Annotated in this window: 24 protein-coding genes; 12 read left to right on the top strand and 12 right to left on the bottom strand. The window is 70.7% G+C overall.

Annotated elements, in window-relative coordinates:
• Nucleotides 1-48 precede the first annotated feature (48 nt).
• The 4 genes from ACFQ53_RS09265 to ACFQ53_RS09280 all read right to left on the bottom strand — a co-directional run bounded on the left by ACFQ53_RS09265 (nucleotide 49) and on the right by ACFQ53_RS09280 (nucleotide 3,860).
• On the bottom strand, nucleotides 49-597 hold the full coding sequence (locus ACFQ53_RS09265) for an NYN domain-containing protein (RefSeq protein WP_377858538.1): 549 nt from the start codon (nucleotides 595-597) through the stop codon (nucleotides 49-51).
• A 155-nt stretch (nucleotides 598-752) separates the two neighbouring features.
• A complete protein-coding gene (locus tag ACFQ53_RS09270; RefSeq protein ID WP_377858541.1) occupies nucleotides 753-1,664 on the bottom strand; it encodes a carbohydrate ABC transporter permease in 912 nt (303 codons plus the stop codon).
• The gene (locus tag ACFQ53_RS09275; RefSeq protein ID WP_200503331.1) at nucleotides 1,661-2,563 is read right to left on the bottom strand and encodes a carbohydrate ABC transporter permease; all 903 of its coding nucleotides are present in this window, start codon (nucleotides 2,561-2,563) and stop codon (nucleotides 1,661-1,663) included. The genes ACFQ53_RS09270 and ACFQ53_RS09275 overlap by 4 nt, the downstream gene beginning before the upstream one ends.
• A gap of 13 nt (nucleotides 2,564-2,576) precedes the next feature.
• Nucleotides 2,577-3,860, bottom strand: coding sequence for an ABC transporter substrate-binding protein (locus tag ACFQ53_RS09280; RefSeq protein WP_377858546.1), 1,284 nt, complete (start codon nucleotides 3,858-3,860; stop codon nucleotides 2,577-2,579).
• Nucleotides 3,861-4,186: 326 nt separating this feature from the next.
• Here ACFQ53_RS09280 and ptsP point away from each other — a divergent pair, with 326 nt between their 5' ends.
• On the top strand, nucleotides 4,187-5,905 hold the full coding sequence (gene ptsP / locus ACFQ53_RS09285) for a phosphoenolpyruvate--protein phosphotransferase (protein ID WP_377858550.1): 1,719 nt from the start codon (nucleotides 4,187-4,189) through the stop codon (nucleotides 5,903-5,905).
• A gap of 124 nt (nucleotides 5,906-6,029) precedes the next feature.
• On the opposite strand, the gene ACFQ53_RS09290 is transcribed toward ptsP, so the two are convergent.
• The 4 genes from ACFQ53_RS09290 to ACFQ53_RS09305 all read right to left on the bottom strand — a co-directional run bounded on the left by ACFQ53_RS09290 (nucleotide 6,030) and on the right by ACFQ53_RS09305 (nucleotide 10,526).
• Nucleotides 6,030-6,302, bottom strand: coding sequence for an HPr family phosphocarrier protein (locus ACFQ53_RS09290; RefSeq protein ID WP_152353681.1), 273 nt, complete (start codon nucleotides 6,300-6,302; stop codon nucleotides 6,030-6,032).
• Nucleotides 6,303-6,485: 183 nt separating this feature from the next.
• Nucleotides 6,486-7,637, bottom strand: coding sequence for a mannitol-1-phosphate 5-dehydrogenase (locus ACFQ53_RS09295; RefSeq protein ID WP_377858554.1), 1,152 nt, complete (start codon nucleotides 7,635-7,637; stop codon nucleotides 6,486-6,488).
• Between the two features lie 6 nt (nucleotides 7,638-7,643).
• Nucleotides 7,644-9,875, bottom strand: a complete 2,232-nt coding sequence (locus ACFQ53_RS09300; protein ID WP_377858557.1) for a PTS sugar transporter subunit IIA — start codon at nucleotides 9,873-9,875, stop codon at nucleotides 7,644-7,646.
• A 123-nt stretch (nucleotides 9,876-9,998) separates the two neighbouring features.
• The gene (locus tag ACFQ53_RS09305) at nucleotides 9,999-10,526 is read right to left on the bottom strand and encodes a GtrA family protein (protein ID WP_377858560.1); all 528 of its coding nucleotides are present in this window, start codon (nucleotides 10,524-10,526) and stop codon (nucleotides 9,999-10,001) included.
• A 99-nt stretch (nucleotides 10,527-10,625) separates the two neighbouring features.
• Here ACFQ53_RS09305 and ACFQ53_RS09310 point away from each other — a divergent pair, with 99 nt between their 5' ends.
• The gene (locus ACFQ53_RS09310; protein ID WP_377858563.1) at nucleotides 10,626-11,429 is read left to right on the top strand and encodes a hydroxymethylpyrimidine/phosphomethylpyrimidine kinase; all 804 of its coding nucleotides are present in this window, start codon (nucleotides 10,626-10,628) and stop codon (nucleotides 11,427-11,429) included.
• A 22-nt stretch (nucleotides 11,430-11,451) separates the two neighbouring features.
• Here ACFQ53_RS09310 and ACFQ53_RS09315 read toward each other — a convergent pair whose 3' ends face one another.
• Both ACFQ53_RS09315 and ACFQ53_RS09320 read right to left on the bottom strand, forming a co-directional pair.
• A complete protein-coding gene (locus ACFQ53_RS09315) occupies nucleotides 11,452-12,465 on the bottom strand; it encodes a D-cysteine desulfhydrase (RefSeq protein WP_377858566.1) in 1,014 nt (337 codons plus the stop codon).
• Nucleotides 12,466-12,467: 2 nt separating this feature from the next.
• A complete protein-coding gene (locus tag ACFQ53_RS09320) occupies nucleotides 12,468-13,805 on the bottom strand; it encodes a dicarboxylate/amino acid:cation symporter (protein ID WP_377858569.1) in 1,338 nt (445 codons plus the stop codon).
• Between the two features lie 189 nt (nucleotides 13,806-13,994).
• Here ACFQ53_RS09320 and ACFQ53_RS09325 point away from each other — a divergent pair, with 189 nt between their 5' ends.
• The 9 genes from ACFQ53_RS09325 (at nucleotide 13,995) to ACFQ53_RS09365 (ending at nucleotide 21,553) form a co-directional block, all read left to right on the top strand.
• Entirely contained in the window at nucleotides 13,995-14,765 is a 771-nt protein-coding gene (locus tag ACFQ53_RS09325; protein WP_377858572.1) for an amino acid ABC transporter ATP-binding protein, read from the top strand.
• 55 nt (nucleotides 14,766-14,820) lie between these two features.
• On the top strand, nucleotides 14,821-15,792 hold the full coding sequence (locus tag ACFQ53_RS09330; protein ID WP_377858575.1) for a glutamate ABC transporter substrate-binding protein: 972 nt from the start codon (nucleotides 14,821-14,823) through the stop codon (nucleotides 15,790-15,792).
• Between the two features lie 60 nt (nucleotides 15,793-15,852).
• The gene (locus ACFQ53_RS09335) at nucleotides 15,853-16,545 is read left to right on the top strand and encodes an amino acid ABC transporter permease (protein WP_377858578.1); all 693 of its coding nucleotides are present in this window, start codon (nucleotides 15,853-15,855) and stop codon (nucleotides 16,543-16,545) included.
• Nucleotides 16,542-17,384: an amino acid ABC transporter permease gene (locus tag ACFQ53_RS09340; protein ID WP_377858581.1), complete on the top strand. Its 843-nt coding sequence runs from the start codon at nucleotides 16,542-16,544 to the stop codon at nucleotides 17,382-17,384. Before ACFQ53_RS09335 ends, ACFQ53_RS09340 begins: the two co-directional genes overlap by 4 nt.
• Nucleotides 17,385-17,478: 94 nt before the next feature.
• Entirely contained in the window at nucleotides 17,479-18,303 is an 825-nt protein-coding gene (locus tag ACFQ53_RS09345) for an ABC transporter ATP-binding protein (protein WP_377858584.1), read from the top strand.
• Nucleotides 18,300-18,950 carry an ABC transporter permease gene (locus tag ACFQ53_RS09350; protein ID WP_249477455.1) on the top strand — a complete coding sequence of 217 codons (651 nt, stop codon included), beginning with the start codon at nucleotides 18,300-18,302 and terminating at the stop codon, nucleotides 18,948-18,950. Before ACFQ53_RS09345 ends, ACFQ53_RS09350 begins: the two co-directional genes overlap by 4 nt.
• On the top strand, nucleotides 18,947-19,612 hold the full coding sequence (locus ACFQ53_RS09355) for an ABC transporter permease (protein ID WP_249477454.1): 666 nt from the start codon (nucleotides 18,947-18,949) through the stop codon (nucleotides 19,610-19,612). The genes ACFQ53_RS09350 and ACFQ53_RS09355 overlap by 4 nt, the downstream gene beginning before the upstream one ends.
• A gap of 46 nt (nucleotides 19,613-19,658) precedes the next feature.
• A complete protein-coding gene (locus tag ACFQ53_RS09360; RefSeq protein WP_377858589.1) occupies nucleotides 19,659-20,651 on the top strand; it encodes an ABC transporter substrate-binding protein in 993 nt (330 codons plus the stop codon).
• Complete coding sequence (locus tag ACFQ53_RS09365; protein WP_377858592.1) at nucleotides 20,648-21,553, top strand: SDR family oxidoreductase; 906 nt, start codon at nucleotides 20,648-20,650, stop codon at nucleotides 21,551-21,553. Before ACFQ53_RS09360 ends, ACFQ53_RS09365 begins: the two co-directional genes overlap by 4 nt.
• Before the next feature lie 31 nt (nucleotides 21,554-21,584).
• Here the strand turns inward: ACFQ53_RS09365 and ACFQ53_RS09370 are convergent, their stop codons facing one another.
• Both ACFQ53_RS09370 and ACFQ53_RS09375 read right to left on the bottom strand, forming a co-directional pair.
• Complete coding sequence (locus tag ACFQ53_RS09370; RefSeq protein ID WP_377858595.1) at nucleotides 21,585-22,538, bottom strand: SMP-30/gluconolactonase/LRE family protein; 954 nt, start codon at nucleotides 22,536-22,538, stop codon at nucleotides 21,585-21,587.
• Between the two features lie 34 nt (nucleotides 22,539-22,572).
• Nucleotides 22,573-23,925, bottom strand: a complete 1,353-nt coding sequence (locus tag ACFQ53_RS09375; protein ID WP_377858598.1) for an MFS transporter — start codon at nucleotides 23,923-23,925, stop codon at nucleotides 22,573-22,575.
• Nucleotides 23,926-24,611: 686 nt separating this feature from the next.
• Between ACFQ53_RS09375 and ACFQ53_RS09380 the strand changes: the two genes are divergently transcribed.
• Entirely contained in the window at nucleotides 24,612-24,905 is a 294-nt protein-coding gene (locus ACFQ53_RS09380; protein WP_377858601.1) for a hypothetical protein, read from the top strand.
• Nucleotides 24,906-24,965 lie beyond the last annotated feature (60 nt).

Below are 24,965 nucleotides of genomic sequence, written 5' to 3' on the forward strand. Positions count from 1 at the left end.
GTCGGGGCGGGGCCGCGCCGGTGGGCGTCGGCCCCGCCACGACCGGCGTCAGATGAACTCGTACGGGTCGAACTCGTCGATCTCGATGACGCGCACGCGCGGCAGCGGGCTCGTGAAGGTGCCGGCGTCGAACTCGAGGTCGAGGATCTCCACGCGCGGCACCTGCCGCAGGTCGGAGGCCATGAACTCGCGGAAGCCGACGATCGCGAGGCGCCGCTCCTCGTCCTCCGAGAGGTCGCGCATCTGGTCGACGAAGTCGCGGTCGTGGCTGACCAGGGCCACGTCGGCCGCACGGTCCTTGAGGGCGGTGAGGGTGCGCTGGATGGCGATGTCCACGACCTTGCCGTCGCCGCGCAGCGGGATCGGCGTGTAGCCCATGGCGAGCAGCGCCTGCACGAAGCTCGCGGGAAGGTCGCTCGCGACCGCCAGGAAGAACAGCCCGTGGGTAGGCTCGGCCCAGTGCTCCTGGATGAAGCTCAGCAGCGTGTTCCAGCGCGGCCTCTCCTCGGGGTGCGGGCGGCGCCCGAGGACCGAGAGGCCCAGCGTGGCGTCGATGTTCTCGCCGTCGACGAGGAGGTAGGAGCTGCGTTCATCCATGGTGGCGAGCCTATCGGTCGTGGCGGCGGTCGCGGTGCCGACGGGGCCGTCGGCGGGCGCGGGAGAACCGGGGGCCGCAGCGCCGGGGCGCGTCGGCGCGGCGGATGCCGGTGCCGGCGGTCCCGCGGGGCTCTCGGCGCGTCGGACCATGCCGCTCAGCCCTTCACCGAGCCGGACATGAGACCGGCGATGAAGTAGCGCGAGAGCAGCACGTAGACCACGAGGGTGGGCAGGGAGGCGAGCAGCGCACCCGCCATCGAGACCCCGTAGTCGGTGAGAAGCGCGCCGTTGGCCAGGTTGTTCAGGGCGAGGGTGACCGGCCCGTTGCGCGGGGTCGAGAAGAACACCGCGAACAGGAAGTCGTTCCAGGCGCTCGTGAACTGCCAGATCCCCACGACCACGAAGCCGGGGATCGCGATCGGCAGCGCGACCGAGGAGAAGGTGCGCAGCATGCCCGCGCCGTCCACGGTCGCGGCCTCGATCAGCTCGTGCGGGATCGTCTCGAAGTAGTTGCGGAAGATCAGGGTGGTGATCGGGATGCCGAAGACCACGTGCAGCAGGATCAGCGAGGGGATGCCGTTGGGGATCTCGGTCGCGAGCACCAGCTGCAGCAGGGGGATCATCACCGCCTGGTAGGGCAGGAACATCCCGAACAGGATGAGCGTGAAGACGATGTCGGCCCCCGGGAAGCGCCACCGCGAGAGGACGAAGCCGTTCAGGCAGCCCAGCACCGAGGAGATGATCGTCGAGGGGATGACCAGCGAGAGGCTCCGGCCCAGCGCCGGGGCGAGCGCCGTCCATGCCCGCTGCCAGTTCTCGAAGGTCCAGGCGTGCGGGAGCGCCCAGGCCCGCGCGGGGCTCGCGTCGCCCCCGGTCTTGAAGCTCGTGATGACCAGCACGTACACCGGGATCAGCACGAACAGCACGCCCAGCAGGATGACGAGGTAGCGCAGGGTGCGGCCGACGGGCGTGGGCCGGGTGCCCGGGGCGCCGCGGCCGCGGGAGGCGAGCGGGGAGCTCTCGCCGAGCGGCGCGGCGCTCGGCGGTGCGGACGTCGTCGTGCTCATCGGGTGCGCTCCCGGTGCTGCTGGATCAGGTAGGGGACGATGAGGATCGCGATGAACGCGAGCAGCACCGTGCCCACGGCCGCCGCGTTGGCGTAGTCGAAGCTCGACTTGAACACGTACATGTCCACCGCGGGCACCTTGGTCTGGTAGTTCGCGGGCTTCGAGATCGACATGATGAGGTCGAAGGACTTCAGCGACATGTGGGCGATGATGACGATCGCGCTCATGAGCACCGGCGTGAGCTGCGGGAAGATCACGTGGCGGTACATCTGCAGACTGCTCGCGCCGTCCATGCGGGCGGCCTCGCGCAGATCGTCGGGCACCCCGCGGAAGCCCGCGAGGAACAGCGCCATGACGTAGCCCGAGAGCTGCCAGATCGCGGGGATGGCGATCGCGGCGATGCCGAAGGTGACCTGGTTCCACCAGGGGTTCTCGAGCACGTCGAGGCCGACCATCTGGAACAGGCGGTTCAGGCCCGTCGCGCTGTCGCCCTGGTTCGAGTTCAGCAGCCAGCGCCACACCACGCCCGAGGCGACGAAGGAGATCGCCATCGGGAACAGGTACACGGTCTGGAAGATGCGGCCGCCCGGCAGCGGCCGCTCCAGCAGCCACGCCCACACGAAGCCGACGATCATCGCGCCCACGAGGAACACGGCCGTGAACAGCACCAGGTTCCACAGCGAGTGCTGGAACTGCGGACTCTTGAACAGGGCGACGTAGTTCTCGAGGAACACGAAGGAGACGTCCTTGCGGCCGTTCGCCTGCGCGGCCGTGTGGTTGTCGGTCATCGACGTCCACAGGTTCCTCGCGATGAGCACGTAGACGAAGACGCCCACCAGCACCAGGGAGGGGGAGATGAGCAGCAGCGGCGGTCCGTACCGGCGCACGCGGGATCGCATCGAGCTCCGTGCCTCAGCTCGCGTACTTGTCGGCCGCCGCGACCAGCGCCTTCTGGTAGGCCGCGAGGTCGGAGGCGCCCGTGGTGAACTGGCTGGTGGCGTCCGAGAGATCGTTGAGCCAGGCCACCGGGACCGCGGCGCCGTGGGCGATCGACGGGGAGATCGCGTCCTCGGCGAAGGACTTCAGGGCCGTCTGCGAGTAGGTGCCGAACTGGGACTCGTCGACATCGGTGCGCGCGGGGATCGAGCCCTTGGCGAGGTTGAAGGCGAGCTGGCCGTCCTTCGAGGAGAGGGTGTCGAGCCAGGCCTTCGCGCCGTCGGCGTTCGGGGCGCCGACGGGCAGGGTGAAGGAGTCGGCGAGGAACCCGAAGATCTTCTCCTTGCCGGGCAGCGGGAAGTACGTGTAGTCCTCGCCGTCCTTGAGCTTCGCCTGCTGGAAGGCGGCCTCCGCCCAGTCGCCCATCACGTTGTAGGCGGCCTTGCCGTCGATCAGCTGCTGGGTCGCGTCGGGCCAGTCCAGGGAGTCGCGGTCGGTGGTCGTGTACCCCATCATCTTCTGGAACGCCTCGAGCGAGGACGTCACGGCGGCGTCGTCCCAGGCGGTCTTCCCGTCGAACAGCCCGTTGTACTTCTCGGAGCCGAGCTCGGACATGAGGATGGCCTCGAGCAGGTTCACCTGGCACCAGGTGGTGCCGACGGACAGCGCGGTCACGCCCGCGCCCTTCGCCTTCTCGAGGTCGGCGAGGAAGTCGTCGACGCTCCCCGGCGCCTTCTCCGCATCGATCCCGGCCTTCTCGAGCACCTTCGCGTTCGCCCACACCACGTTCGAGCGGTGGATGTTCGAGGGGATCGAGTGGATCTTCCCCTCGACCGTGAGGCGGTCAACGAGGTCCTTCGGGAAGGCGTCGGTGAGCTTGTACTCGTCGTAGAGGCCGGAGACGTCCTCGATCTGCGCGGCGTCGATGTAGTCCTGCAGCTCGGCACCCGCGTGGGCCTGGAAGGTGTCCGGCGGGTCGCTCGCCTGGAGGCGCGACTGCAGCATGTCCTTCGCTGCGGAGCCCGCGCCGCCCGCGACCGCCCCGTTGACGAACGTGAAGTCCGAGTGCTGCTCCCCGAAGACCTTGACCAGGGCGTCGAGGCCGGCCTTCTCGGAGCCGGAGGCCCACCAGGTGAAGACCTCGACGTCGGTGCCGCCGTCGCCGCCGGAACCGGAATCGCCTCCCGAGCCGCAGGCGGCCAGCGCGCCGACACCGAGGGCGGCGGAGGAGAGGGCGAGGAAACGTCTGCGATCCAACATGTTCTTCTCCTTCGAAGACACGGGATGGGGGTGGGGAGCTGCAGCGGGATGGGGGAGGGTGCAGCGGGGTGGGGCGGGTGCCCGGCTCGACGTCGAGCCGACGCCTCGACTCTAGGACAGTCCTGGTCGCGGTGGGGTCGGGACCGGCCGACCGTGACCGCTTCGTGACGGCGTCCGCCCCGGTCCGCGGGCCCGTGCCCGCCCCGCTCCACGGGCTCCCGCGAGGAGCGTCCACGGCTCCGCGCAGGGCCCGCCGGGCACGTAGCATGAGGTGATCCAGCGCGCCCGATACCTCCCCCACGGGCCCATCACAGAGGGAGTCCGAGATGTCCCAGTACACAGGTGTGGCGGTCAGCCCCGGCCGCGTCGTCGGCACGGTCCGGACGATGGCGCCGCCGGTCGCGGAGCCGCCCGTCGGCGAGAAGATCCCCGAGGGCGCGGATCCGCAGGCCGAGGCCGCGCGCATCGCCGAGGCCGCCGCGAGTGTGCAGAAGGCGCTCACGCATCGCGCCGAGCACGCACCGGGCGACGGGAAGGCCGTGCTCGAGGCGACCGCGCAGATGGCGGCCGACCCCTCCCTCACCCAGACCGCGCAGGGCTTCGTGCTCGCCGGCGGCGCCTCCGCGGCGCGCGCCGTGTGGGAGGCCGGCGACCAGGTCGCCTCGATGCTCGAGGGCCTGGGCGGATACATGGCCGAGCGCGCGGCCGACGTCAAGGACGTGCGCGGCCGCATCGTCGCCGAGCTGCGCGGCGAGCAGGCCCCCGGCATCCCCGACGTCGAGGAGCCCTTCGTGCTCACGGCGACCGATCTCGCCCCGGCGGACACCGCGACCCTCGACCCCGCGCTGGTGATGGCCCTGGTGACCTCCGACGGCGGCCCCCAGTCGCACACCGCGATCCTCGCCCGTCAGCTGGGCCTGCCCGCGATCGTCGCCGCCAAGGGCGTGCTCGACATCGCCGACGGCACCGAGGTATTCGTCGACGCCGGCTTCGGCACCATCACCGATGACGTCACCGACGAGCACCGGCGCTTCGCCGAGGCCTGGACCGAGCTGCAGAAGAACCCGCTGACCTACGAGGGCGGCGGGATCGAGCTCACCGACGGCACCCGCATGCAGCTGCTGGCCAACATCGGCGGCGCGAAGGACGCGAAGGCCGCGGCCGCGGCGCATGCCGACGGCGTGGGCCTGTTCCGCACCGAGTTCCTGTTCCTGGACCGCGAGGACGAGCCGACCGTCGAGGAGCAGACGAAGGCCTACCTCGAGGCCTTCGCGTCGTTCCCCGGCCAGAAGGTCGTGGTGCGCACGATCGACGCGGGCGCCGACAAGCCCCTGCCCTTCCTCACCGACACGGACGAGCCGAACCCCGCGCTCGGCGTGCGGGCCTACCGCACCTCGTGGGAGAAGCGCTCGGTGCTGACCAACCAGCTCGACGCCATCTCCGCCGCCGCGAAGCAGAGCGACGCGAAGGTGTGGGTGATGGCCCCGATGATCTCGACCACCGAGGACACCGAGGACTTCGTGGGACTGTGCCGCGAGCGCGACCTCGCCCCGGCCGGGATCATGGTCGAGACGCCCTCGGCCGCGGTCACCGCGGACCGGCAGCTGGCCGCGTGCGACTTCGCCTCGATCGGCACCAACGACCTCACCCAGTACACGATGGCCGCCGACCGCATGCTCGGCACCCTCGCCCACCTGAACAACCCGTGGCAGCCGGCGGTCCTCACCCTCGTGAAAGCCACCTGCGACGGCGCCCGCGCGGCGGGCGGCGACCCCGAGGCCTTCGGCGAGAGCGCCGCGAAGCCGGTGGGCGTGTGCGGCGAGGCCGCGGGCGACCCGGGACTCGCGGTCGTGCTCGTGGGCCTGGGCGTCAACAGCCTCTCGATGACCCCGCGCTCCCTGCCCGCGGTCGCGAAGGTGCTCTCCACGGTCTCCCTCGAGCAGGCGAAGCAGCTCGCGACCGCCGCCGTCTCCGCGCGCACCGCGGACGACGCCCGCGACGCCGTCCGGGCCGGCCTCCCCATCCTGGGAGAGCTCGGCCTCTGACGCGGACGCCCGCCCGCGCGCCCGCGGGGGCGAAGATATGAGGGCCACGAACCAGGATCGGTGAGATCCGGTTCGTGGCCCTCCTATCTTGTGGGACCACGGGCCGACGGGGCCCGCCGCGGGATCACTCCTCGGCGTCGAGGTCCTTCTCGAGGAGCGCGGCGAGCGCCGCGACGGACTCGTCGGCGCCGTCGCCCTCGGCGCGCAGGGTCACCTCGTCGCCGTGGCCGGCGCCGAGGGTCATGAGCATGAGGATGCTCGACGCCTGGACGGCGTTGCCACCGGCCTTCTCGATGGTGACGGTCGCGGGCTGCTCGCCGGCGGCCTTCGAGAAGATGGCCGCCGGGCGCGCGTGGAGCCCGGAGGCGCTGGCGATGGTGACGGTGCGCTCTGCCATGGTTCAGCCTTTCGATGGACCGCCGCACGGGGCGGCGGTGCGGGGCGCGGACGGGTCTGCCCGCGCGCTGGATCGGGAGTACTCAGGGACGATATCGGACGCCGATGGACGGTGTCCTGGAGCCGGACGCCCGCCGGACGCCCGCCGGACGCCCACGGGATGCCCAGGGGCTCGCCCGCCTGGTCAGAGCACGGACTGCCTCTCGGCGATCCTCTCCTTGACCTGCGAGTACAGCGGATGCTCGGGCTCGAGCCCGGTGACCTCGGCAGTCGCGCCGTCGGCGTCCTGGGTGCGCAGGATCTCCTGCAGGTGGTCCGCCTCCTCGTCGCCCTCCGGAGTGAAGGCGAGCGCGGCGGCGAAGGAGTCCAGGAGACCCTGGGCGGCCATGTCGCGCTCGGCGAGCGCGGCGGCGGGGCCGACGATGCGGTCGTGCCGGGAGAGCTTGCGCAGGGGCGCGCGGCCCACGCGCTCGACGGGATCGGGCAGGGCGCGGTTGTGGAAGCGCCCGAGCACCTTGGTCGCGTAGTCCTGCTGCGTCTGCGCGTCGAAGCCGTGCTTGGCGATGAGCAGCTCGGAGGTCTCGGCGAGCACCTCGCGGACCTTGGCCTCGACGGCCGGGTCCTCGATGGCGTCGGCGATGGTCGCGTGCCCGGCCCTCCAGCCGTGCCACGCGGTGGTGGCGTGGCCGGTGTTGACCGTGAACAGCTTCCGCTCGATGTAGGGGGCGAGGTCGTCCACCCAGGTCACGCCCGGGATGTCGGGCACGTTCCCGTCGAAGGGCGTGCGGTCCACGGCCCACTCGTGGAAGTCCTCGACGGTGACGTCGAGGCCTGCGGCGGGGTCCTGGACGGGCACGATCCGGTCCACGGCGGTGTTCGCGAACAGCGCCCTGGCGTCGAGATCGTCGCCCTCGTAGTTCTTCCGGATCTCCTCCTCGAGGGCGTCCGTCGCGTTGATCGCGTTCTCGCAGGCCATCACGGCGACGCGGGGTGCGTCGGCCGGGCGCGCGGCGATACCGGCGGCGATCGCCGGCGCCACGAACCGCAGGATGTGCACGCCCACGGCCGTGGTGACCACGTCGGCGGAGGCGATCTCACCGGTGAGGGACTCGACGTCCTTCCCCGAGTTGATGGCGCGGAAGCCGTCGACGACGGTCTCCGTCGGGTGCTCGCCGACGGTCCGCACGGTGTAGGAGTCCGCGGCGTCGAGGGAATCGATGAGGGCGTCGGCGACGTCCGCGAAGACGACCTCGTACCCGGCCTCGTGGAGCAGCAGCCCCACGAAGCCGCGGCCGATGTTGCCGGCGCCGAAATGCACTGCCTTCTTGCTGGCCATACCGGATCAGTCCTTGTCCTCGGAGAAGATGTCCAGGATCTCCTGCGCGGTGGTGGCCTTCTCGAGGCGCTCCACCTGCGCGGGGTCGGAGAACGTCATGGCGACGTTCTGCAGCAGGGCGAGGTGCTCGTTGCCCACGCCCGCGATGCCCACGACGAAGGTCACGGGGTTGCCGTTCCAGTCGATCCCGTTCGGGTAGCGCACGAACGACATGGCCGAGCGGGAGATCGACTCCTTCGCCTCGTTCGTGCCGTGGGGGATCGCCAGGCCGTTGCCCATGAACGTCGAGACGGTCGCCTCGCGATCGTGCATCGCGCTCACGTACTCGGTGTCGACCGCGCCGGCGCGGACCAGCAGGCCGCCGGCCTCGTCGATCGCGGCGTCGGCCGAACCGGCGCTGCCGTCGAGCACGATCGAGGAGGCCGAGAGGATCTCAGGGCCCTGATCGGCCGACGCGGCATCGGCCGACGCGGCGTCGCTCGACGACGGCTCCTGGGCGGGCTCGGCGCGGTGCGTGTTCGCGGAGGCCGCTGCGGCACCTGCCCCGGCTCCCGCGGCTGTTCCGGCCCCGGTCGCGGCGGCGGTGCCGTCGGCACCGGCATCCCCGGCAGTCCCAGCGGAGGCGGCGTCGGACCCGGCCTGATCACCGGCGGAGTCGTCGGCCGACGCGGCATCGGGGTTGTTGCGCTGCTCGACGAGCTCGACGACCTCGTCGTAGCGCGGCGAGTTCATGAACTGGTCGACGCTCACCTGGATCGCCGAGCCGGTGCGCTGGCGGGCGCGGTCGGTGAGCTCCTTCTGCGTCACCACCACGTCCCACTCGTCGTTCAGGCTCGAGATCGCCTTGTTGGTGACCTCGACGTCGTCGAAGCCGGCGGCGCGCACCTTCTTGCGCAGCACCGTCGCGCCCATCGCCGAGGAGCCCATGCCCGCGTCGCACGCGAAGACGATCCGCTGGATCGGGCCGGTGTGCGACGAATCGTCGGCAGCCGCCGCTGCGCCTGCCGCGCCGCCCGCCGCGGCACCGCCGGTGAGGGCGCCGGCGACGGAGGACTTCTTGCCCTTCATCTGCTCCATCTTCGCAGTGGCCGAGGCGATGTCGCCGTCGTCCTGCTTCCCGATCTTCAGGAGGAGCATGGAGAGCACGAAGCTCACCGCTGCCGCGCCCAGCACTGCCAGGGAGATGCCCAGATAGGAGTCGCGCGCGGCCACGCCGAAGATCGCGAAGATCGATCCCGGCGACGCCGGGGCGATGAGCCCGGTGCCGAAGGCCACGTTGATCGCGACGCCGGTCATGCCGCCGCCGATCGCCGCGAGGATCAGGATCGGCTTCATGAGCACGTACGGGAAGTAGATCTCGTGGATGCCGCCGAAGAACTGGATGAGGGCGGCGCCCGGGGCCGAGGCGCGCGCAGCGCCCCGACCGAAGAAGGTGTAGGCCAGCAGGATGCCGACGCCCGGGCCGGGGTTCGCCTCGAGGAGGAACAGGACCGACTTGCCGCTCTGCGATGCCTGCGAGAGACCCAGCGGGGTCAGCACGCCGTGGTTGATCGCGTTGTTGAGGAAGAAGACCTTCGCGGGCTCGATGAGGATCGACACGAGCGGAAGGAGATGCGCGTGCACCAGGGCCTCGACGCCGCTGGAGAGCAGGCTCATCAGGCCGTTCACGAGCGGAGCCAGTCCGAAGAAGCCGATCACCAGCATGATGAAGCCGAAGATGCCGGCCGAGAACATGTTCACGAGCATCTCGAAGCCCGCGGGGATGTGGTCCTGCCACAGCCGGTCGAGCTTCTTCATGAGCCACGCGGCGAGCGGCGCCATGATCATCGCGCCGATGAACATGTGGACCTGGCCCAGCTCGGTGTAGTCGGCGGCGTCCTTGCCTGCGGCGACCCACTGCTTGAGCATCTCGGCGTTGTCCTGGGCGATCAGCCAGTCGGATCCGGCGATCACGCCCATGGTCGCGATGACGCCCACGACGGCGCCCCTGGCCTCGTAGACCATCCGACCGCCGGTGTTCGCGATGAGCAGCGGCAGCAGATAGTGGATCATCGGCGTCGTCGCGCTCTCGAGAGCGGCGTTCGGGGTCCAGCCATCAGCGATGAAGAACGCGGTGAGGATGCCCCAGGCGATGAGCGCCGGGATGTTCGGCATCACCATGTTCGACAGCGAGGTGCCGACCTTCTGCAGGGCCACGCGCGGACTGAAACCGCTCTTGGCCTCGGTTGTTGTAGTCATGACTGTCCTCATCGACGCCCCGGGGCGGGAAAGGTCGCAACCCGGGTGGGCGGAGCGGCGTGCCGGTGGAACGCCGAGGCCGACGCGGAGGATGTCCGCCGGTCTGCCTGGATTCTAGGACGGTCAGCGGTCCTGCAGGGAGCCGGTGCGCTCGTCCGACGCGATGTCGGCGTCATCGGGCGCCGTCTCCTGGTCGTGCGGGAACACGAATCGCCCATAGGTGAGATATCGGAAGGTGGTCGAGGCCACCTGTCCGACGAGCGTGCCGGAGACGTTGTCGGCGAGCGCGGAGTCCAGACCCAGCACGTACCGCGAGAAGCCCAGGCAGGCGAGCTGCAGGGCCGAGGCCAGCACGTTGAGGCCCACGAACACGAGGATCGAGCGGGCGGTGCGCGGGCTCGGCCGGTCGCGGTAGGTCCAGAGCCGATTGCCCAGGTAGGTGAGCGACGAGGCCGCCACGATCGTGAGCACTTTCGCGCTGATCGGATGCGCGTGCAGCAGCCCGTGCCCCCAGCCGGTCGTGGGGGACCAGAAGACGAGCAGGTTGTAGAGGGCGGCGTCGAACAGGAAGACGAGGCCGCCCACGGTGAGGAACTTCAGGCTCGGACCCAGATGCCGGGCCCAGAGCCCGTCCGTCGCTGATCCGGGCACCCCCGCACACTATCGGCCCGGGTCGTAGAGTGGGCGATCGCCCGTTCCCCGTCGGCCGCGCCGCATCCGCGCCGCCGACCCCAGCTCCCGGAGGTCCCCATGGTCCACGTCGCCCTCGCCATCGCCGGCTCCGAGGCCACCGGGGGCGCGGGCGCGCAGGCCGACATCAAGACCTTCCACCAGCTCGGAGTCTTCGGCACCGTGGCCCTGACCTGCATCGTCAGCTTCGATCCGCAGGACGGCTGGGCCCACCGCTTCGTGCCGATCGACCCGGGGGCGATCGCCGACCAGATCGAGTCGAGCACCGCCGTCCACGAGGTCGACGCCGTGAAGCTCGGCATGCTCGGCACCCCGGAGACGATCGACGTCGTCGCGGGGGCGCTCGCCGAGCACGTTTTCCCGCACGTGGTGCTCGATCCGGTGATGATCTGCAAGGAGGGCGAGGGGGACACCCCCGCCCGCGCCACGGACGACGCGCTGATGGCGAAGATCCTCCCGCGCGCCACCTTCGTCACCCCGAACCTGGGGGAGACCCGGATCCTCGCGGGCACGGGTCCCCTCGACTCCCTCGAGGACCTCACTGCCGCGGCGCGCGCGATCCACGAGCGCTGGGGCGTGACGGTGCTCGCGAAGGGCGGCGTCGAGCTCGCCGGCGAGGACGCCGTCGACGTCTTCGTCGACGACGAGCGCGAGGTCGTCCTGCGCAGCCCGAAGATCGGGGAGCACCGCGTCTCCGGCGCCGGCTGCACGCTCGCCGCGGCCGTCACCGCCGAGCTCGCGAAGGGCGCCGACGCGCTCGACGCGGCGCGCACCGCGAAGCGCGTCGTCACCAGTGCGATCGAGCACCGCCAGCACGGCCGAGCCCCCTTCGACGCCGTCTACCAGGGCTTCTACCGGGGCTGATCCCGCGGGTGCGGCTGCCGGCTCAGGCGAAGGCGGCGGTGCGCGCGAACAGGCCCGGCGTCCCGCCGGAGTGCACGAGCACGACCGTCTGCCCGGGGCCGAGCTGACCGCTGCGGATCCGCGCCACGAGCCCTGCCGCGGCCTTGCCCGTGTAGACCGGATCGAGCACCAGGCCCTCGGTGCGCGCGAACAGCCGCAGCGCCTCGACCATGCCGGGCGTGGGCAGCGCGTACCCGGGGCCGACGAAGTCGCCGAGCCCCACGACCTTCTCGCCCGGCACCTCCGGCAGACCCAGCAGCTGCGTGACCTCCCGGGCGAGGGCTGCGATCTTCGCCTCCTGCTCCTCGCGCGAGCGGCTCACGTTGATGCCGACCACGTCGATCCCGCTGCCCGCCGCGTGCAGTCCGGCGACGAGTCCCGCCTGCATCCCGGCGGAGCCGCTCGGGGTCACGATCTCGTCGACCTCGAGTCCCGCTTCGTCGATCTGGCGCAGCAGCTCGTCGGCCGCATCGACGTACCCGAGGGCGCCCAGGGCGTTGGAGCCCCCGATCGGGATCACGTAGGGGTGGGCGCCGGCGGCTTCGAGCTCCCGGGCGATCTCCCCCATGCGGGCGCCGAGGTCGGCGCCGTGCGGGTGCACCTCCACGGTCTCCGCGCCGAGCAGGTCGAAGAGGAAGCGGTTGCCCGTGTCCTCGGGCGCATTCCCGTCCGGGACGGCCGTGCCGTCGGCCCCCAGGTCCTCCTCGAGCACGAGGTGGCAGGCGAGGCCCTCGACGCGGGAGGCGGCCAGGGTGAGCCGGCAGTGGTTGGACTGCACGCCGCCGGCCGTGACCAGGCAGTCGGCGCCTCGGGCCAGGGCGTCGGCGACGAGGAACTCTAGCTTGCGGGTCTTGTTCCCGCCCAGGGCGAGGCCCAGCAGGTCGTCGCGCTTGACCCAGATCTCCGGCCCGCCCAGCTCGGCGCTCAAGCGCCCCAGGCGCTGCAGCGGCGTGGGGCCGTCGGTGTACCGGCGGCGGGGGAGGGCGGTGAGGTCCATGGTCACTCCGTTCGGGTCGCGGCGAGGTCCGCCGCCGCGGGTTCGGGGGCGGCCTGCTCGTCGGCCTGGTCCATCCAGTCCTTCCCGTCGAGCACCCGCGCCACGAGCATGCTGCTCGCCTGGTCCCCGACGGAGTTCACCGTGGTCGCGGGCGGGTCGATGACGGTGCCGATGATCTGGATGATCGGCAGCGCCGCGGCGGGGAACCCGTAGAGCGTGATGATCATCAGCTCGCCGATGAACCCGCCGGAGGGGATCCCTGCCATCACCATGCCCGAGAGCAGGGCGACGGCGATCGCGATGAGGATGTTCGAGGGCGTGAAGAAGTCCCGCTGGAAGACCGCGAACAGGAAGGCGATCTTGAGGATCGCGCTGAGCGAGGAGCCCTCCATGTGGATCGTCGCGCCGATCGGGATGATCGTCTCGCGCACGTCCCGCGGCACGCCGATCCTCTCGCCCGCGCGCAGGTTCGCGGGGATCGCCGCGACCGACGAGGAGGTCCCGAGCGACACCGCCGTGGGCTCCAGGATGTGCGTCCAGAACCGCCTCACGCCGCGTCTGCCCCCGGCGAGGAACGAGTAGAGGGTGAAGGCGAGCAGGAAGTAGAGGATCGCGACCGGGTAGTAGACGAGGAAGGCCCGCAGGTAGTCGCCGACGAGCTGCGCGCCGAGCTCCCCGATGAGCGCCGCGAAGTACGCGCCCAGTCCGATGGGGGCGTAGTACATGATGATCGAGGTGAACTTCAGGAACACCTCGGACCCGGAGCTGAGGAACCGCGCGAACGGCGCGCCCTTCTCCCCGATGCTCGAGGTCGCGATCCCCACGAGCACCGCGAAGACGATGAGCGCGAGCATGTGCTCGGTGGAGAGGATCTTCGAGAAGTCGTCGACCACGAAGGTCTGCACGAGCTGGTCGCCGATCGAGCCGACGTCCTCGGTCTTCTCGGGCTGCGTGAGCTCGACCTGCACGCCGTCGGTGGGCCGGAAGATCCCGAGCGCCGCGATTATGAGCAGCGAGGCGATGATGCCGGTCGCGGCGAAGATCGCGAGCATCGCACCGAGGATCTTCCCGAGCCGCTTGGCCGAGGACATGCCCGCGACCGCGGAGGCGATCGAGAAGAACACGAGCGGCACCACGAGCGTGAACATCATGTTCACGAACAGCGTGCCGAAGGGCTTGAGCACGCTCGCGCGCTCTCCGAGGACGAGGCCGATGACCGCGCCGATGACGACGCCGGTGAGGATGGCCAGGGGGAAGCGGTAGCTGCGCAGCAGTCGTCGGGTCCGCGAGGGCGGGGCCGTCGGCGGGGACGCGGCGGAGCGGGGAACGGAGGAGGGCACGCTCTCCACCTCTCGTGTGCGGTCGGTGCGGATGCGCTCTGTGGCGGTTCGTGGCACCCTACGCGGTCCCGGTCGCTCACCGTGAACTCGCCGGTGACCAGCCCCGCGAGCGGTCACGAGAGGGCATCGATCCACGAGGCGGGGCCGCGTCGCGTGGACAGAATGCCCGGATCAGGGAATGCTTCCGGCATGAGCGAACACAGCCCGGGCAGCCCGTCGGGCGCCGAGCCCGTGATCTCGGTGCGCGGCGTCGACAAGCACTTCGGGGACTTCCAGGCCCTCAAGGACATCGACCTCGACATCCACCGCGGCGAGGTCGTCGCGCTCATCGGGGCCTCCGGCTCGGGCAAGTCCACGCTGTGCCGCTGCATCAACCGTCTGGAGACGATCAGCGGCGGCGAGATCCTCATCGACGGAGAGCCCCTCCCGGAGGAGGGGAAAGACCTCGCGCGCCTGCGCAGCGACGTCGGCATGGTCTTCCAGTCTTTCAACCTCTTCCCCCACCTGCGCGCGGTCGACAACGTGACCCTCGGGCCGACGAAGGTCCGCGGGGTCCCCAAGGCCGAGGCGACGAAGGAGGCGATGGACCTGCTGACCCGCGTGGGCCTCGCCGGCAAGGAGCACAGCCTGCCCGCGGCGCTCTCGGGCGGCCAGCAGCAGCGCGTCGCGATCGCCCGCGCCCTCGCGATGAAGCCCAAGGCCATGCTGTTCGACGAACCCACCTCGGCCCTGGACCCCGAGGTCATCAACGAGGTCCTCGATGTGATGACCGAGCTGGCCGAGGCCGGCATGACGATGCTCGTGGTCACCCACGAGATGGGCTTCGCCCGCCGCGTCTGCGACCGCGTCGTCTTCATGGACGCCGGCGAGATCGTCGAGCAGGGCGAGCCCGAGCAGTTCTTCACCGCCCCCGAGTCCCAGCGCGCCAAGGACTTCCTCTCGAAGATCCTCCCGCACTGATCCCTCGCGCCCGATCCCTCCATCCCCGAACCCGCTCCCGACGAAGGAGAACCCGATGCCCTCCACCAGCTTCCGTCCCGCCCGCCGCGCCGTGGTCGCAGCGGCCGCCGCCCTGCCGCTCGGCGCCGCGCTCGCCGCCTGCTCCTCCGACACCGGGGACGCCCCGTCGCTCGGCGGCGGCAGCGACGACGGCGGCGCGAGCTCGGCCTACGACGGCGTCATCGCCGGCGGCCCCGTCGCCGAGGACGCCGACGTGCAGAAGAGCGCCTGGGCGAAGAAGATCAAGGACGCCGGCAAGCTCACCCGCGGCGGCACCACCGCCAACCAGGTGTTCTCCCTCATCGACCCCTCGACGAACAAGGTCACGGGCTTCGACGCCGGCATCACCCAGCTGCTCGCCCGCTACATCCTGGGCGACGGCGGCGAGGAGAAGGTCGACTACGTGGACACCACCGTCGACACCCGCGAGAAGCTCGTCCAGAACAACTCCGTGGACTGCGTGATCGCGACCTACTCGATCACCCCCGAGCGCCTGGACCTCATCGATTTCGGCGGCCCCTACTACCTCTCGGGCACCGCCATCCAGGTGCGCACCGAGGACAAGGACTCGATCACCGGGCCCGAGGACCTCACCGGCAAGAAGCTCGTCACCCAGTCGAACTCGACCGGCATCCAGGCCATCGAGGAGCACGTGAAGGATCCGGGGAAGACGGAGACCCTCGCCGACAACGAGTCCTGCGTCGCCGCCCTCAAGCAGAAGCGCGTGGACGCCTACGTGCTCGACCAGGGCGTGCTGCTCGGCAACTCGAAGGCCGACCCGTCGGTCACCGTCGTCGGCAAGCCCTTCACCGAGGACCCCTACGGCATCGGCCTGAACAAGGACGCAGGCGCCCTCGACTTCGTCAACGCCTTCCTCCAGGCGATCGAGGACGACGGCACCTGGAAGAAGCTCTACGAGGCCACCATCGGCCAGGTCATCGAGGACGAGACGCCCGAGCCCCCGACCATCGGCGACCTGCCCTCCTGATCCGCGGGGAGCCGGACAGGAGCCGACCACGGTCCGACGGAGGAGCGACGGAGGGACGCCATGCAGATCATCCTCGACAACATCCCGCTGCTGCTGCAGGGGATCGGCACCACGATCGCGCTCACGGTGCTCGGATACGCCTTCGCGCTGATCCTGGGCACCGCGCTCGCGGTGTGCAGGGTCAGCCCGATCCCGCCGCTGCGCTGGGCGGCCACCGTCTACGTGGAGATCTTCCGCAACATCCCGCTACTGAGCCTGCTGATCCTGCTGGCCTTCGGTCTGCCCGACGCCGGGGTGCTGCTGCCCTACTTCTGGTGCGGCGTCGCGGGGCTGTCGCTCTCCGGCGCGGCCTTCGTGTGCGAGAACATCCGCTCGGGCATCAACACGGTCCCGATCGGCCACGCCGAGGCCGCCCGCTCGATCGGGCTGGGCTTCTTCGGGGTGCTGCGCTACGTGGTGCTCCCGCAGGCCTTCCGCACGATGGTCCAGCCGCTCGTGAACGTGTTCATCGCGACCGTCATCGGGTCCTCGCTGTGCGCGGCGATCTCGGTCGTGGAGATCACCTACGTCACCCAGCAGCTGAACATTGCCTCCGCGCAGGCCGTGCTGCTGTTCCTGGTCGCGGGCGCCCTGTACCTCGCGCTCTCGCTGGGCGTGGCCTACCTCGGACGGCGCGTCGAGAGGGCGGTCGCCCCGGGCGGCTCGCGCCCGCTGCGCACCGCCGACCGGCTGCAGGGGGCGGCGCAGGCATGAGCACCACGAGCACCTCCGCCACCCAGGTCCTCTTCGACGCCCCCGGCCCACGGGGTCGTCGGCGGATCCTGCTGATCTCGATCGTCTCCTTGCTCGCGATCCTCGCGCTGATCGCGCTGGGCCTGTGGCAGTTCCAGCGCAACGGCCAGCTCGCGGCAGAGAAGTGGCTGCCCTACCTGCGGCGCGACTACATCGCGTTCCTCGGCAAGGGGCTGCTGGGGACGCTCGAGGCGACGGCCGTCGCCGCCGTCATCGCCTTCCCCTTCGGGCTCGTCCTGGCCCTGGGGCGGATCTCGCGCGCACGGGCCCTCAGCGCGATCTCCGCGGTGTGGATCGAGTTCTTCCGCGGCATCCCGATGCTGCTGGTGGTCTACGCGTTCCTGCTGGCACTGCCCGCCTACGGCGTGAACCTGCCGCGCTTCTGGATGCTCGTGGTGCCCATGATCCTGGTGAGCTCCGCGAGCACCGCGGAGGTGTTCCGCGCGGGCATCGGGGCGGTGGACCGCGGCCAGGACGAGGCGTCGTCCGCGATCGGCCTCTCCCGCGGTCAGACCCTGCGCTACGTGATCCTGCCGCAGGCCGTGCGCCTCGTGCTGCCGAGCCTGATCCTGGCCCTGGTCAGCCTGCTCAAGGACTCGACGCTCGGCTTCGTGGTGAGCTACAACGAGCTGCAGTTCCAGGGCAAGACGATGGTCTCCATCACCCGCTTCCTGGTGCAGACCTACGTGGTCGTCTCCGTGATCTACATCGTGCTCAACTTCCTGCTCACCAAGGCCGCCGGCCTCCTCGAGCGGCGTATGCGGCGCCGCGCGGCCGAGGGGACCGGACGATCCCGCTGACCGTGTCCCGTTCGCACCGGCCACTGCCGTGGCGTAGTGTCGGGCGCGCACGTCTCGAACATCTGTACGACGACCCCCGCGCTGGGAGGCGGCCGTGATCCGATTCGACCACGTCGGGAAGACCTATCCCGGCGGCACGACCGCCGTGGGGGACTTCTCCCTCACCATCGACTCCCACGCGAGCGTGGTGCTCGTGGGCACCAGCGGCTCCGGCAAGACCACGCTCATGCGGATGGTGAACCGCATGGTCGACCCGACCTCGGGCCGCGTCCTCATCGACGACGATGACGTCGCGGGCATGGACCCCGTGAAGCTGCGACGCAGCATCGGGTACGTCATGCAGGCCTCCGGCCTGCTCCCGCACCGCACGGTCGCCGAGAACGTCGCGACCGTCCCCCTCCTCGAGGGCGTCTCCAGGCGGCGGTCCCGCTCCCGGGCGCTGGCCCTGCTGGAGATGGTGGGGCTCGACCATCGGCTCGGCGACCGCTATCCCTCGCAGCTCTCGGGCGGGCAGCAGCAGCGCGTGGGCGTCGCCCGGGCGCTCGCCTCGGACCCGAACATCCTGCTCATGGACGAGCCCTTCGGGGCCGTCGACCCCATCGTCCGGGCCGAGCTGCAGAAGGAGCTGCTGCGGCTGCAGAGCGAGCTCGGCAAGACCATCCTCTTCGTCACCCACGACATCGACGAGGCCTTCCTCATCGGCGAGCAGGTGGTGATCCTGCGCCCCGGCGGCGAGATCGCCCAGCAGGGCACCCCGGCCGAGATCCTCGCCGATCCGACCGACGACTTCGTCGAGTCCTTCGTGGGGAGCGGCGCCGGAAAGCGCGCCCTGCACGTGGACGAGGTCAGCGGCCGGCAGGTCGTCCTGGACGCGGGCGACCGGCCCGTCGGCGTGCTGCGCGAGGGATCCGGCTCGTGAGCTGGGTGCTCGCGAACATCCCGCTGCTGGCCGAGCGCCTGCTCGCCCACCTGGGGCAGGCGATCCCGCCGATCGTGCTGGCCTTCGTGCTCGCGATCCCGATCGCGAAGCTCGCGAACTCCCGCGGCTGGCTGCGCGGCGGCCTCACGGGCGGCGCGGGCCTGCTCTACGCGGTGCCCTCGCTGCCGCTGTTCATCGTGCTGCCGATCATCCTGGGCACCGGCATCCGCTCGACGATCAACATCATCGTCGCCCTCACCATCTACGGCCTCGCGCTCATGGTGCCCAGCGCCTCCGAGGCCCTGCGGGCGGTCAGCCGCGACACCCTGCAGTCGGCCACCGCGCAGGGCTATGCGCCGTTCGCGCGGTTCCTCCGGGTCGAGCTGCCGCTCGCCGGTCCCGCCCTGGTCGCGGGGCTTCGCGTGGTCGCGGTGAGCACGGTCTCGCTGGTCACCGTGGGCGGCGTGCTCGGCGTGCCCAGCCTGGGGATGCTGTTCATCGACGGGTTCCAGCGCAGCATCACCGCGGAGATCCTCGCGGGCATCGTGCTCACCGCAGCCCTCGCGATCGCCCTGGACCTGCTGATCATGCTCGGGGGCCGCCTCGCGATGCCCTGGTCCCGCGTGCGCGGGGAGGGGGTCCGATGAGCCAGCTCCTCGAGGCCTTCTCCTGGCTCGCCGACCCCACCCGCTGGTCGGGGACCGACGGCATCCCCACCCGCCTGCTCGAGCACCTCTGGTACACGGCGCTCGGCGTGGTCGTCGCCGCCGTCATCGCGGTGCCGATCGGGCTGTTCGTGGGCCACACGGGACGCGGCCGCGGGCTCGTCGTCGCGCTGAGCGGCGCCGCGCGCGCCCTGCCCACGCTGGGCCTCATCACCCTGTTCGGGCTGTGGCTCGGCATCGGGCTGAGGGCCCCGATTCTCGCGTTCGTGGTCCTCGCGATCCCGTCCCTGCTCGCGGGCGCCTACTCCGCGGTCGAGTCCGTCGACCCGCGCACCGTCGACGCCGCTCGCGCCCAGGGCATGACCGAATGGCAGATCCTCTCCCGCGTCGAGGCGCCCCTCGGGATGCCGCTGCTGATCTCGGGCTTCCGCCTCGCGATCGTGCAGGTCGTCGCGACCGTCATGCTCGCCTCGTACATCGGCAACGGCGGCCTCGGCCGCTTCATCTTCCTGGGTCTCCAGCTGCAGGACTATCCGCAGATGCTCGCGGGGTCCATCCTGGTGGTCGCCCTCGCGCTCGTCCTCGACGTGGCGCTGCGCCTCCTCGAACGCCTCCTCGCGCCGCGCGGAGCCGCCCGGGGCTGAGACCCCGCATCTCCCCGACCTCCGTCCCATCCACCGAGGAGTCTCCATGACCCATCGCCGCCCCCGCCCCGAACGCAGCCCGATCACCGTGACCGGCCCCGTCGTCGGCCGCCGCAGCCTCGCCGCCCTCGCGGGCACGGGGATCGTCGCCCTCGGCGCCGCCGCCTGCTCGAACGACGACCCGCTGAAGAGCGACTCGGGCTCCGGCTCGGGATCGGGCGGGTCCGACGGCGGCGGCAGCGGCGAGATCATCGTCGGCTCCCAGCAGTACTACTCGAACGAGATCATCGCCGAGCTCTTCGCCCAGGCCCTCGAGGGCTCGGGCGCGACCGTGAAGCGGCAGTACCAGATCGGCCAGCGCGAGGTCTACGTGCCCGAGCTGCAGAAGGGCACGCTCGACGTGATCCCGGAGTACCTCGGGAACCTGCTGCAGTACCTCGACGAGTCCGCCGCGAAGGGCACGGCCGACGACCTCGCGAAGGGCCTCGAGAAGGCGCTCGACGACGGCCTGCGCGCCCTGCCCTATGCCGAGGCCACCGACCAGGACTCCTACACGGTCACCAAGGACTTCGCCTCGCAGAACTCGCTCAAGGACATCGGCGACCTCGCCGGCATCAGCGACCTGAAGATCGCCGCGAACCCCGAGTTCGAGGAGCGCCCCTACGGCCCCAAGGGCGCGAAGAGCGACTACGGCGTGGACATCACCGTGGTCCCCGTCTCCGACTCCGGCGGCCCGCTCACCCTGAAGTCCCTCATGGACGGCAAGGTGCAGGTCGCGGACCTCTACACCTCCGATCCCGCGATCGTGAAGAACGACCTGGTCCCGCTCGAGGACCCGAAGGTCATGGTGCTGCCCGAGAACGTCGTCCCGATCGTCTCGGACAAGGTGGACGACGACGGCTCCGCCGCCATCAAGAAGGTCACCGACGCGCTCAGCACCGACGAGCTCATCGCGCTGAACACGCGCAGCGTCGACGAGAAGGCCGATTCCGCGACCATCGCGAAGGCCTGGCTCAAGGACAAGGGGATCACGAAGTGAACGCCCCGGCATCCGGCGTAGACGCGGGCGGCGGCGCGGCCCGCAGGATCGGCATCACCGGGGCGAGCGGCCACATCGGCCGACGCGTCGCGCAGATCCTCGCCGAGCAGGGCCGTGCCGGGGATCTCCGGCTCATCGTGCGCGACCCGGCGCGCGCCCCGCGGTTCGCGGACGGCGAGTCGGCAGAGGTGGCCGTGGCCTCCTTCGACGACGCCGCCGCCTGCCGGGAGGCGTTCGCGGGCCTCGACACCCTGCTGCTCGTCTCCGCCGGCGAGTCCGACGACCGCGTCGCGCAGCACCGCACGGCGATCGCCGCGGCGGCCGAGGCGGGCGTGCGCCACCTCGTCTACACCTCGTTCACGGGCGCCTCCGCCGACGCCGAGTTCACGCTCGCCCGGGACCACGGCGCCACTGAGGACGCGATCCGCGAGGCCGCCGGCCGCTCGGGGCTGACGTGGACGTTCCTGCGGGACGACTTCTATCTCGACGTCCTGCAGCCCTGGGCGGGGGAGGACCGCACGCTGCGCGGGCCGGCGGGCGAGGGGCGCTGCGCGTTCGTGGCCCGCGAGGACGTCGCCCAGGTCGCCGCCCGTGTGCTCGCCGATCCCTCGGCCTGGACGGACACGGTCCTCGAGATCACCGGCGGGGAGGCCCTCACGCTGGGTGAGGCCGCCGAGCGCCTGACCGCGGCCACGGGTGAGACGTACCGCTTCGTCGACGAGACGATGGCCGAGGCGCGCGCATCCCGCGCTCCCTACGGCGCCCCGGACTGGCAGGTCGACGCCTGGATCAGCACCTACACGGCGATCGCCTCGGGCGTCCTCGCCCCGGTGAGCGGAGACGTGCAGCAGGTCCTCGGCAGGCCGCCGCTCCGCCTGGAGCACGTGTTCGGAAGGGACTGACGACGGGCCCGATGTCGGTGTCAGCCGTGCGTCAGCCCCGCGTCCGCGCGTGGGCGTCGCGGGCGCGCGTGCGGATCCGATACAGGCTCGTGGAGCCGCAGATGTACAGGGTGCGACCGTCGGCCCCGCCGAAGCAGCAGTTCGCGACCTTCTCCGGCACGGGGATCTCGCCGAGCCGCGCGCCGTCCGGTGCGAAGACCTGGATGCCCGTCGCCGAGGAGGACCACACGTTCCCGTCCTCGTCCACACGGAAGCCATCGGGGAGACCGGGGCTGACCTCGACGAACGTGCGCCCGTTCTTCGCGTGCCGCCCGCCCAGCACGTCGTAGGCGTGGATCGCGTGCCCGCCGGGGCGCTCGGGGTCCGGGTGGTCGCGGTCGGGCGGGTCGATCGAGGAGTCCGAGACGTACAGGACCGACTCGTCGGGCGAGAAGGCGATGCCGTTGGGCGCCTCGACGTCGACGACGACCGGCGTGAGCGACCCGTCGGCCGGATCGAAGCGGAAGACGTACCTGTCCCCGTACTCCTCCTCGCCCGCATGCCCCTCGACCGGCCGCTTGATCCCGTACGAGGGATCGGTGAACCAGATCGTGCCGTCGGACTTCACGACCACGTCGTTCGGGGAGTTCAGCCGCGCCCGGCCGAAGCGGTCCACGAGGACCTCGGGGGCGTAGCGGGCGGTGTACGGGTCCTCGGTGGCGCCCGTGCGATCGATCTGCACCGCGCGGCGGCCGTGCGAGCATTCGACGATCGCCCTGTCGGGCCCGACGGTCCGACCGTTCGTGAACTCGGCCGAGGCCGTGACCTGCCGCGTCACGCCGTCGGCCTCACAGAACTCGAGCACCTGGTTCCCGGGGATGTCGCTGAAGCGCAGCACGCCGCGCGCGGCGATCCATGCGGGACCCTCGGTCCACGTGAAGCCGTCGGCGACCTTCTCGAGGCGCGCATCGGGGTCGAAGGGGTCGAAGGGGTCTGAGGCGGTCATGGGGCGGTCTCCTTCAGGGGATCGGGGCGGGTGCTCATGCGGTGCGGGGCGCGTCCGGGATGTCCCGGCGCGCGACGCGGACGGTCTCGGTGATCCGCGCCAGCGGGATGAACCCGAGCAGGCAGATCACCGCGAGGATGACGTAGTGCCAGGTGAAGCCCAGATGCGTGATGACCACGCCGGATACCGCGGAGGCGAAGATCCCGGAGACGCCCAGGGCCACGCCGATCATGATGCCCAGCGCCGTGCCGGCGGCTCGCGGCACCGAGTCGACCAGCAGGGCGTAGACCACGGGGAACGGCGCGTTCCTGAACAGTCCCCACGCCAGCAGGATGATCCACGCGGTCATCACGTCATGGATCAGGATCATCGCGAGCAGCGTCCCCGTCCACCCCAGGATCAGGAAGGCGATCGAGAACTTCCTGCCCAGACGGTCCGAGAGCGTGCCCCACACGACCTGGCCGATCCAGCCCGTCAGGCCCGAGGCGCCGGAGACCAGGATCGCCTGCGACGTCTCCATCCCGATCCCCTTGAACTGCGTGGTCAGGAACGTGACGACCCCGGCCTCGCCCCACAGGAACAGGAAGCACAGCACCACGGCCCAGCGCACGTTCGCGTGGCGCAGCGCCTCGCGCACGGGGCCCCAGAGCCCGGCCGCGCTGCGGTCCGTGAGCTCGGGCAGCGGGGGAGTCTGGCCCTTCTCCTCGATCTTGCGATAGAGGGTCGCCTGGTTCCGCCGTCTGCCCAGGAACGCCTGGCCGATGATGATCGGGATCCCGAGAAGCGGGATCACCAGGAACGCCGACGCCCAGTTCCCGGAGCCGAGCACGATCGCAATGAGCGCACCGGCGAGGAACTGCCCGATGGGGAAGCCGGTGTGGTGCACGCCGACGGCGAATCCGCGGTGCTCCTTGGGCCACCACTCCGCGACGATCGCGACGTTCACGGGCTCCGACCCGCCGCGGCTGATGCCCATCGGGATGCGCAGCAGCAGGAAGGCGAGGAAGCTGCCGGCGAGACCGAAGGTGAGGGCGCCGCCGATGATCGCGAGCAGCATCGCGATGTTCCAGGTCCACGTGCGCCGGTATCCGGAGCCGATGCGGTCGGAGAGGTAGCCGAACACGATGCCGCCGGCCACGAGCCCCGCGAAGTACACCGAGTTGATGAGCCCGGCCTGCTCCGGCGAGAGCCCGAACTCCTGCGAGACCTCGGGCAGCACCGCGGGAAGGATCTGATGATCGACCGAGGTCATGAGGATGGCGACCGTGGTGATCAGCAGCATCCACCACGAGATCGCGGGTGCGCGCGGCACCAGGCGGTGGGTGCCGGGGTTGATCCCGGCGGCGTCCGCATCGGCGGGTTGGGCCGGACCGTGAGAGGCAGTCATGAGCGCTCCTTCGCACCTCAGGGCCGCGTCGTCGCGGCGTCCCTGCCATGTTCGGTCGCCAGTGTGATGTGGATCCTATAGGGAGTCAAGAGGCGTCTCGTGGGGCCGACGGGCGGCGTGGCGGTGGGGTCGGGTGGGTCGTGGGTGCGGTGGGGAGTCGGGGAGTGGGTGGTGAACGGTGGGGGCGTGCGGGTGAGGGTGCGAGCGTGCTCCGAGGCGGATCGGAGGTGGGCGGTGTGCGGAGCTATAGGATCGGCCGCTTCTCGACGCGCCGCGGGGCCGTGACCTGGCGGCTGGGGTGGGCCTCGCTGTGTCGTGTCGCGGGAGTCGGTGAATCTGCGGGCGGGGGTTCGCGCATCGGTTCGTCTTCGCGCTCGGTGGTTCCTCTGTGGGCGGAGTGGTTCCTCCACACGGGGGGTGTTTTCCACGGGGTTATCCACTGCCGAGCTGGTGGGTGTGGGGGAAGGGAATTTATTTCGATGACTTGTCCACATTCTCGATAGGGGTCTGGTTTTCTGGTGTGCGCTGGCATAGAATTGGACATATCGATCGGGCGCGAGGGATTGCGGCTTCACTGGTGAAGTCGTCGGGTTCGGTGACCGGTCTATCGATTCAGAGTTATCGTGCCGCGCAGTCTCGCGCGGGGGCGTGGAATGCCGGGGAAGGGGGTGGGTGGTGTGAGTGCGGTGGAGCAGCCGGAGTCGCAGGGTCGGCTGGACCTGCCCGGGGAGCCGGCGATCGAGTCGACGTTCACGATCCTCGATGATCTGGAGAAGATGACCGAGCGTCAGCGCGAGGACATGCACGTCCACACGCCCCGGTTCGTGGCCGCACCCCCGGAGGGTGTGAAGCCTCTGTTCGTGGTGAAGGAATCCAAGAAGCCGGTGTGCCGGGATGTGGTGGCGCGCAGGGTGACGGCCCGCCCTGATGCGGAGCTGACCGCGCGGGCGTGTCAGATGGTCTGTGTAAGTCCTGACTGAAGGGACCGAGACAATCATGACCATGACCGATGAGAACGAGCGGGAGACGCGCACGGGAGC

It is taken from the genome of Brachybacterium sp. NPDC056505 (assembly GCF_042794925.1).
Classification (GTDB): domain Bacteria; phylum Actinomycetota; class Actinomycetes; order Actinomycetales; family Dermabacteraceae; genus Brachybacterium; species Brachybacterium kimchii.

Coding starts and splice junctions, on each gene's coding strand:
- ACFQ53_RS09265 (WP_377858538.1), bottom strand. CDS start 597: ATGGATGAACGCAGCTCCTACCTCCTCGTCGACGGCGAGAACATCGAC.
- ACFQ53_RS09270 (WP_377858541.1), bottom strand. CDS start 1,664: ATGAGCACGACGACGTCCGCACCGCCGAGCGCCGCGCCGCTCGGCGAG.
- ACFQ53_RS09275 (WP_200503331.1), bottom strand. CDS start 2,563: ATGCGATCCCGCGTGCGCCGGTACGGACCGCCGCTGCTGCTCATCTCC.
- ACFQ53_RS09280 (WP_377858546.1), bottom strand. CDS start 3,860: ATGTTGGATCGCAGACGTTTCCTCGCCCTCTCCTCCGCCGCCCTCGGT.
- ptsP (WP_377858550.1), top strand. CDS start 4,187: ATGTCCCAGTACACAGGTGTGGCGGTCAGCCCCGGCCGCGTCGTCGGC.
- ACFQ53_RS09290 (WP_152353681.1), bottom strand. CDS start 6,302: ATGGCAGAGCGCACCGTCACCATCGCCAGCGCCTCCGGGCTCCACGCG.
- ACFQ53_RS09295 (WP_377858554.1), bottom strand. CDS start 7,637: ATGGCCAGCAAGAAGGCAGTGCATTTCGGCGCCGGCAACATCGGCCGC.
- ACFQ53_RS09300 (WP_377858557.1), bottom strand. CDS start 9,875: ATGACTACAACAACCGAGGCCAAGAGCGGTTTCAGTCCGCGCGTGGCC.
- ACFQ53_RS09310 (WP_377858563.1), top strand. CDS start 10,626: ATGGTCCACGTCGCCCTCGCCATCGCCGGCTCCGAGGCCACCGGGGGC.
- ACFQ53_RS09315 (WP_377858566.1), bottom strand. CDS start 12,465: ATGGACCTCACCGCCCTCCCCCGCCGCCGGTACACCGACGGCCCCACG.
- ACFQ53_RS09325 (WP_377858572.1), top strand. CDS start 13,995: ATGAGCGAACACAGCCCGGGCAGCCCGTCGGGCGCCGAGCCCGTGATC.
- ACFQ53_RS09330 (WP_377858575.1), top strand. CDS start 14,821: ATGCCCTCCACCAGCTTCCGTCCCGCCCGCCGCGCCGTGGTCGCAGCG.
- ACFQ53_RS09335 (WP_377858578.1), top strand. CDS start 15,853: ATGCAGATCATCCTCGACAACATCCCGCTGCTGCTGCAGGGGATCGGC.
- ACFQ53_RS09340 (WP_377858581.1), top strand. CDS start 16,542: ATGAGCACCACGAGCACCTCCGCCACCCAGGTCCTCTTCGACGCCCCC.
- ACFQ53_RS09355 (WP_249477454.1), top strand. CDS start 18,947: ATGAGCCAGCTCCTCGAGGCCTTCTCCTGGCTCGCCGACCCCACCCGC.
- ACFQ53_RS09360 (WP_377858589.1), top strand. CDS start 19,659: ATGACCCATCGCCGCCCCCGCCCCGAACGCAGCCCGATCACCGTGACC.
- ACFQ53_RS09370 (WP_377858595.1), bottom strand. CDS start 22,538: ATGACCGCCTCAGACCCCTTCGACCCCTTCGACCCCGATGCGCGCCTC.
- ACFQ53_RS09375 (WP_377858598.1), bottom strand. CDS start 23,925: ATGACTGCCTCTCACGGTCCGGCCCAACCCGCCGATGCGGACGCCGCC.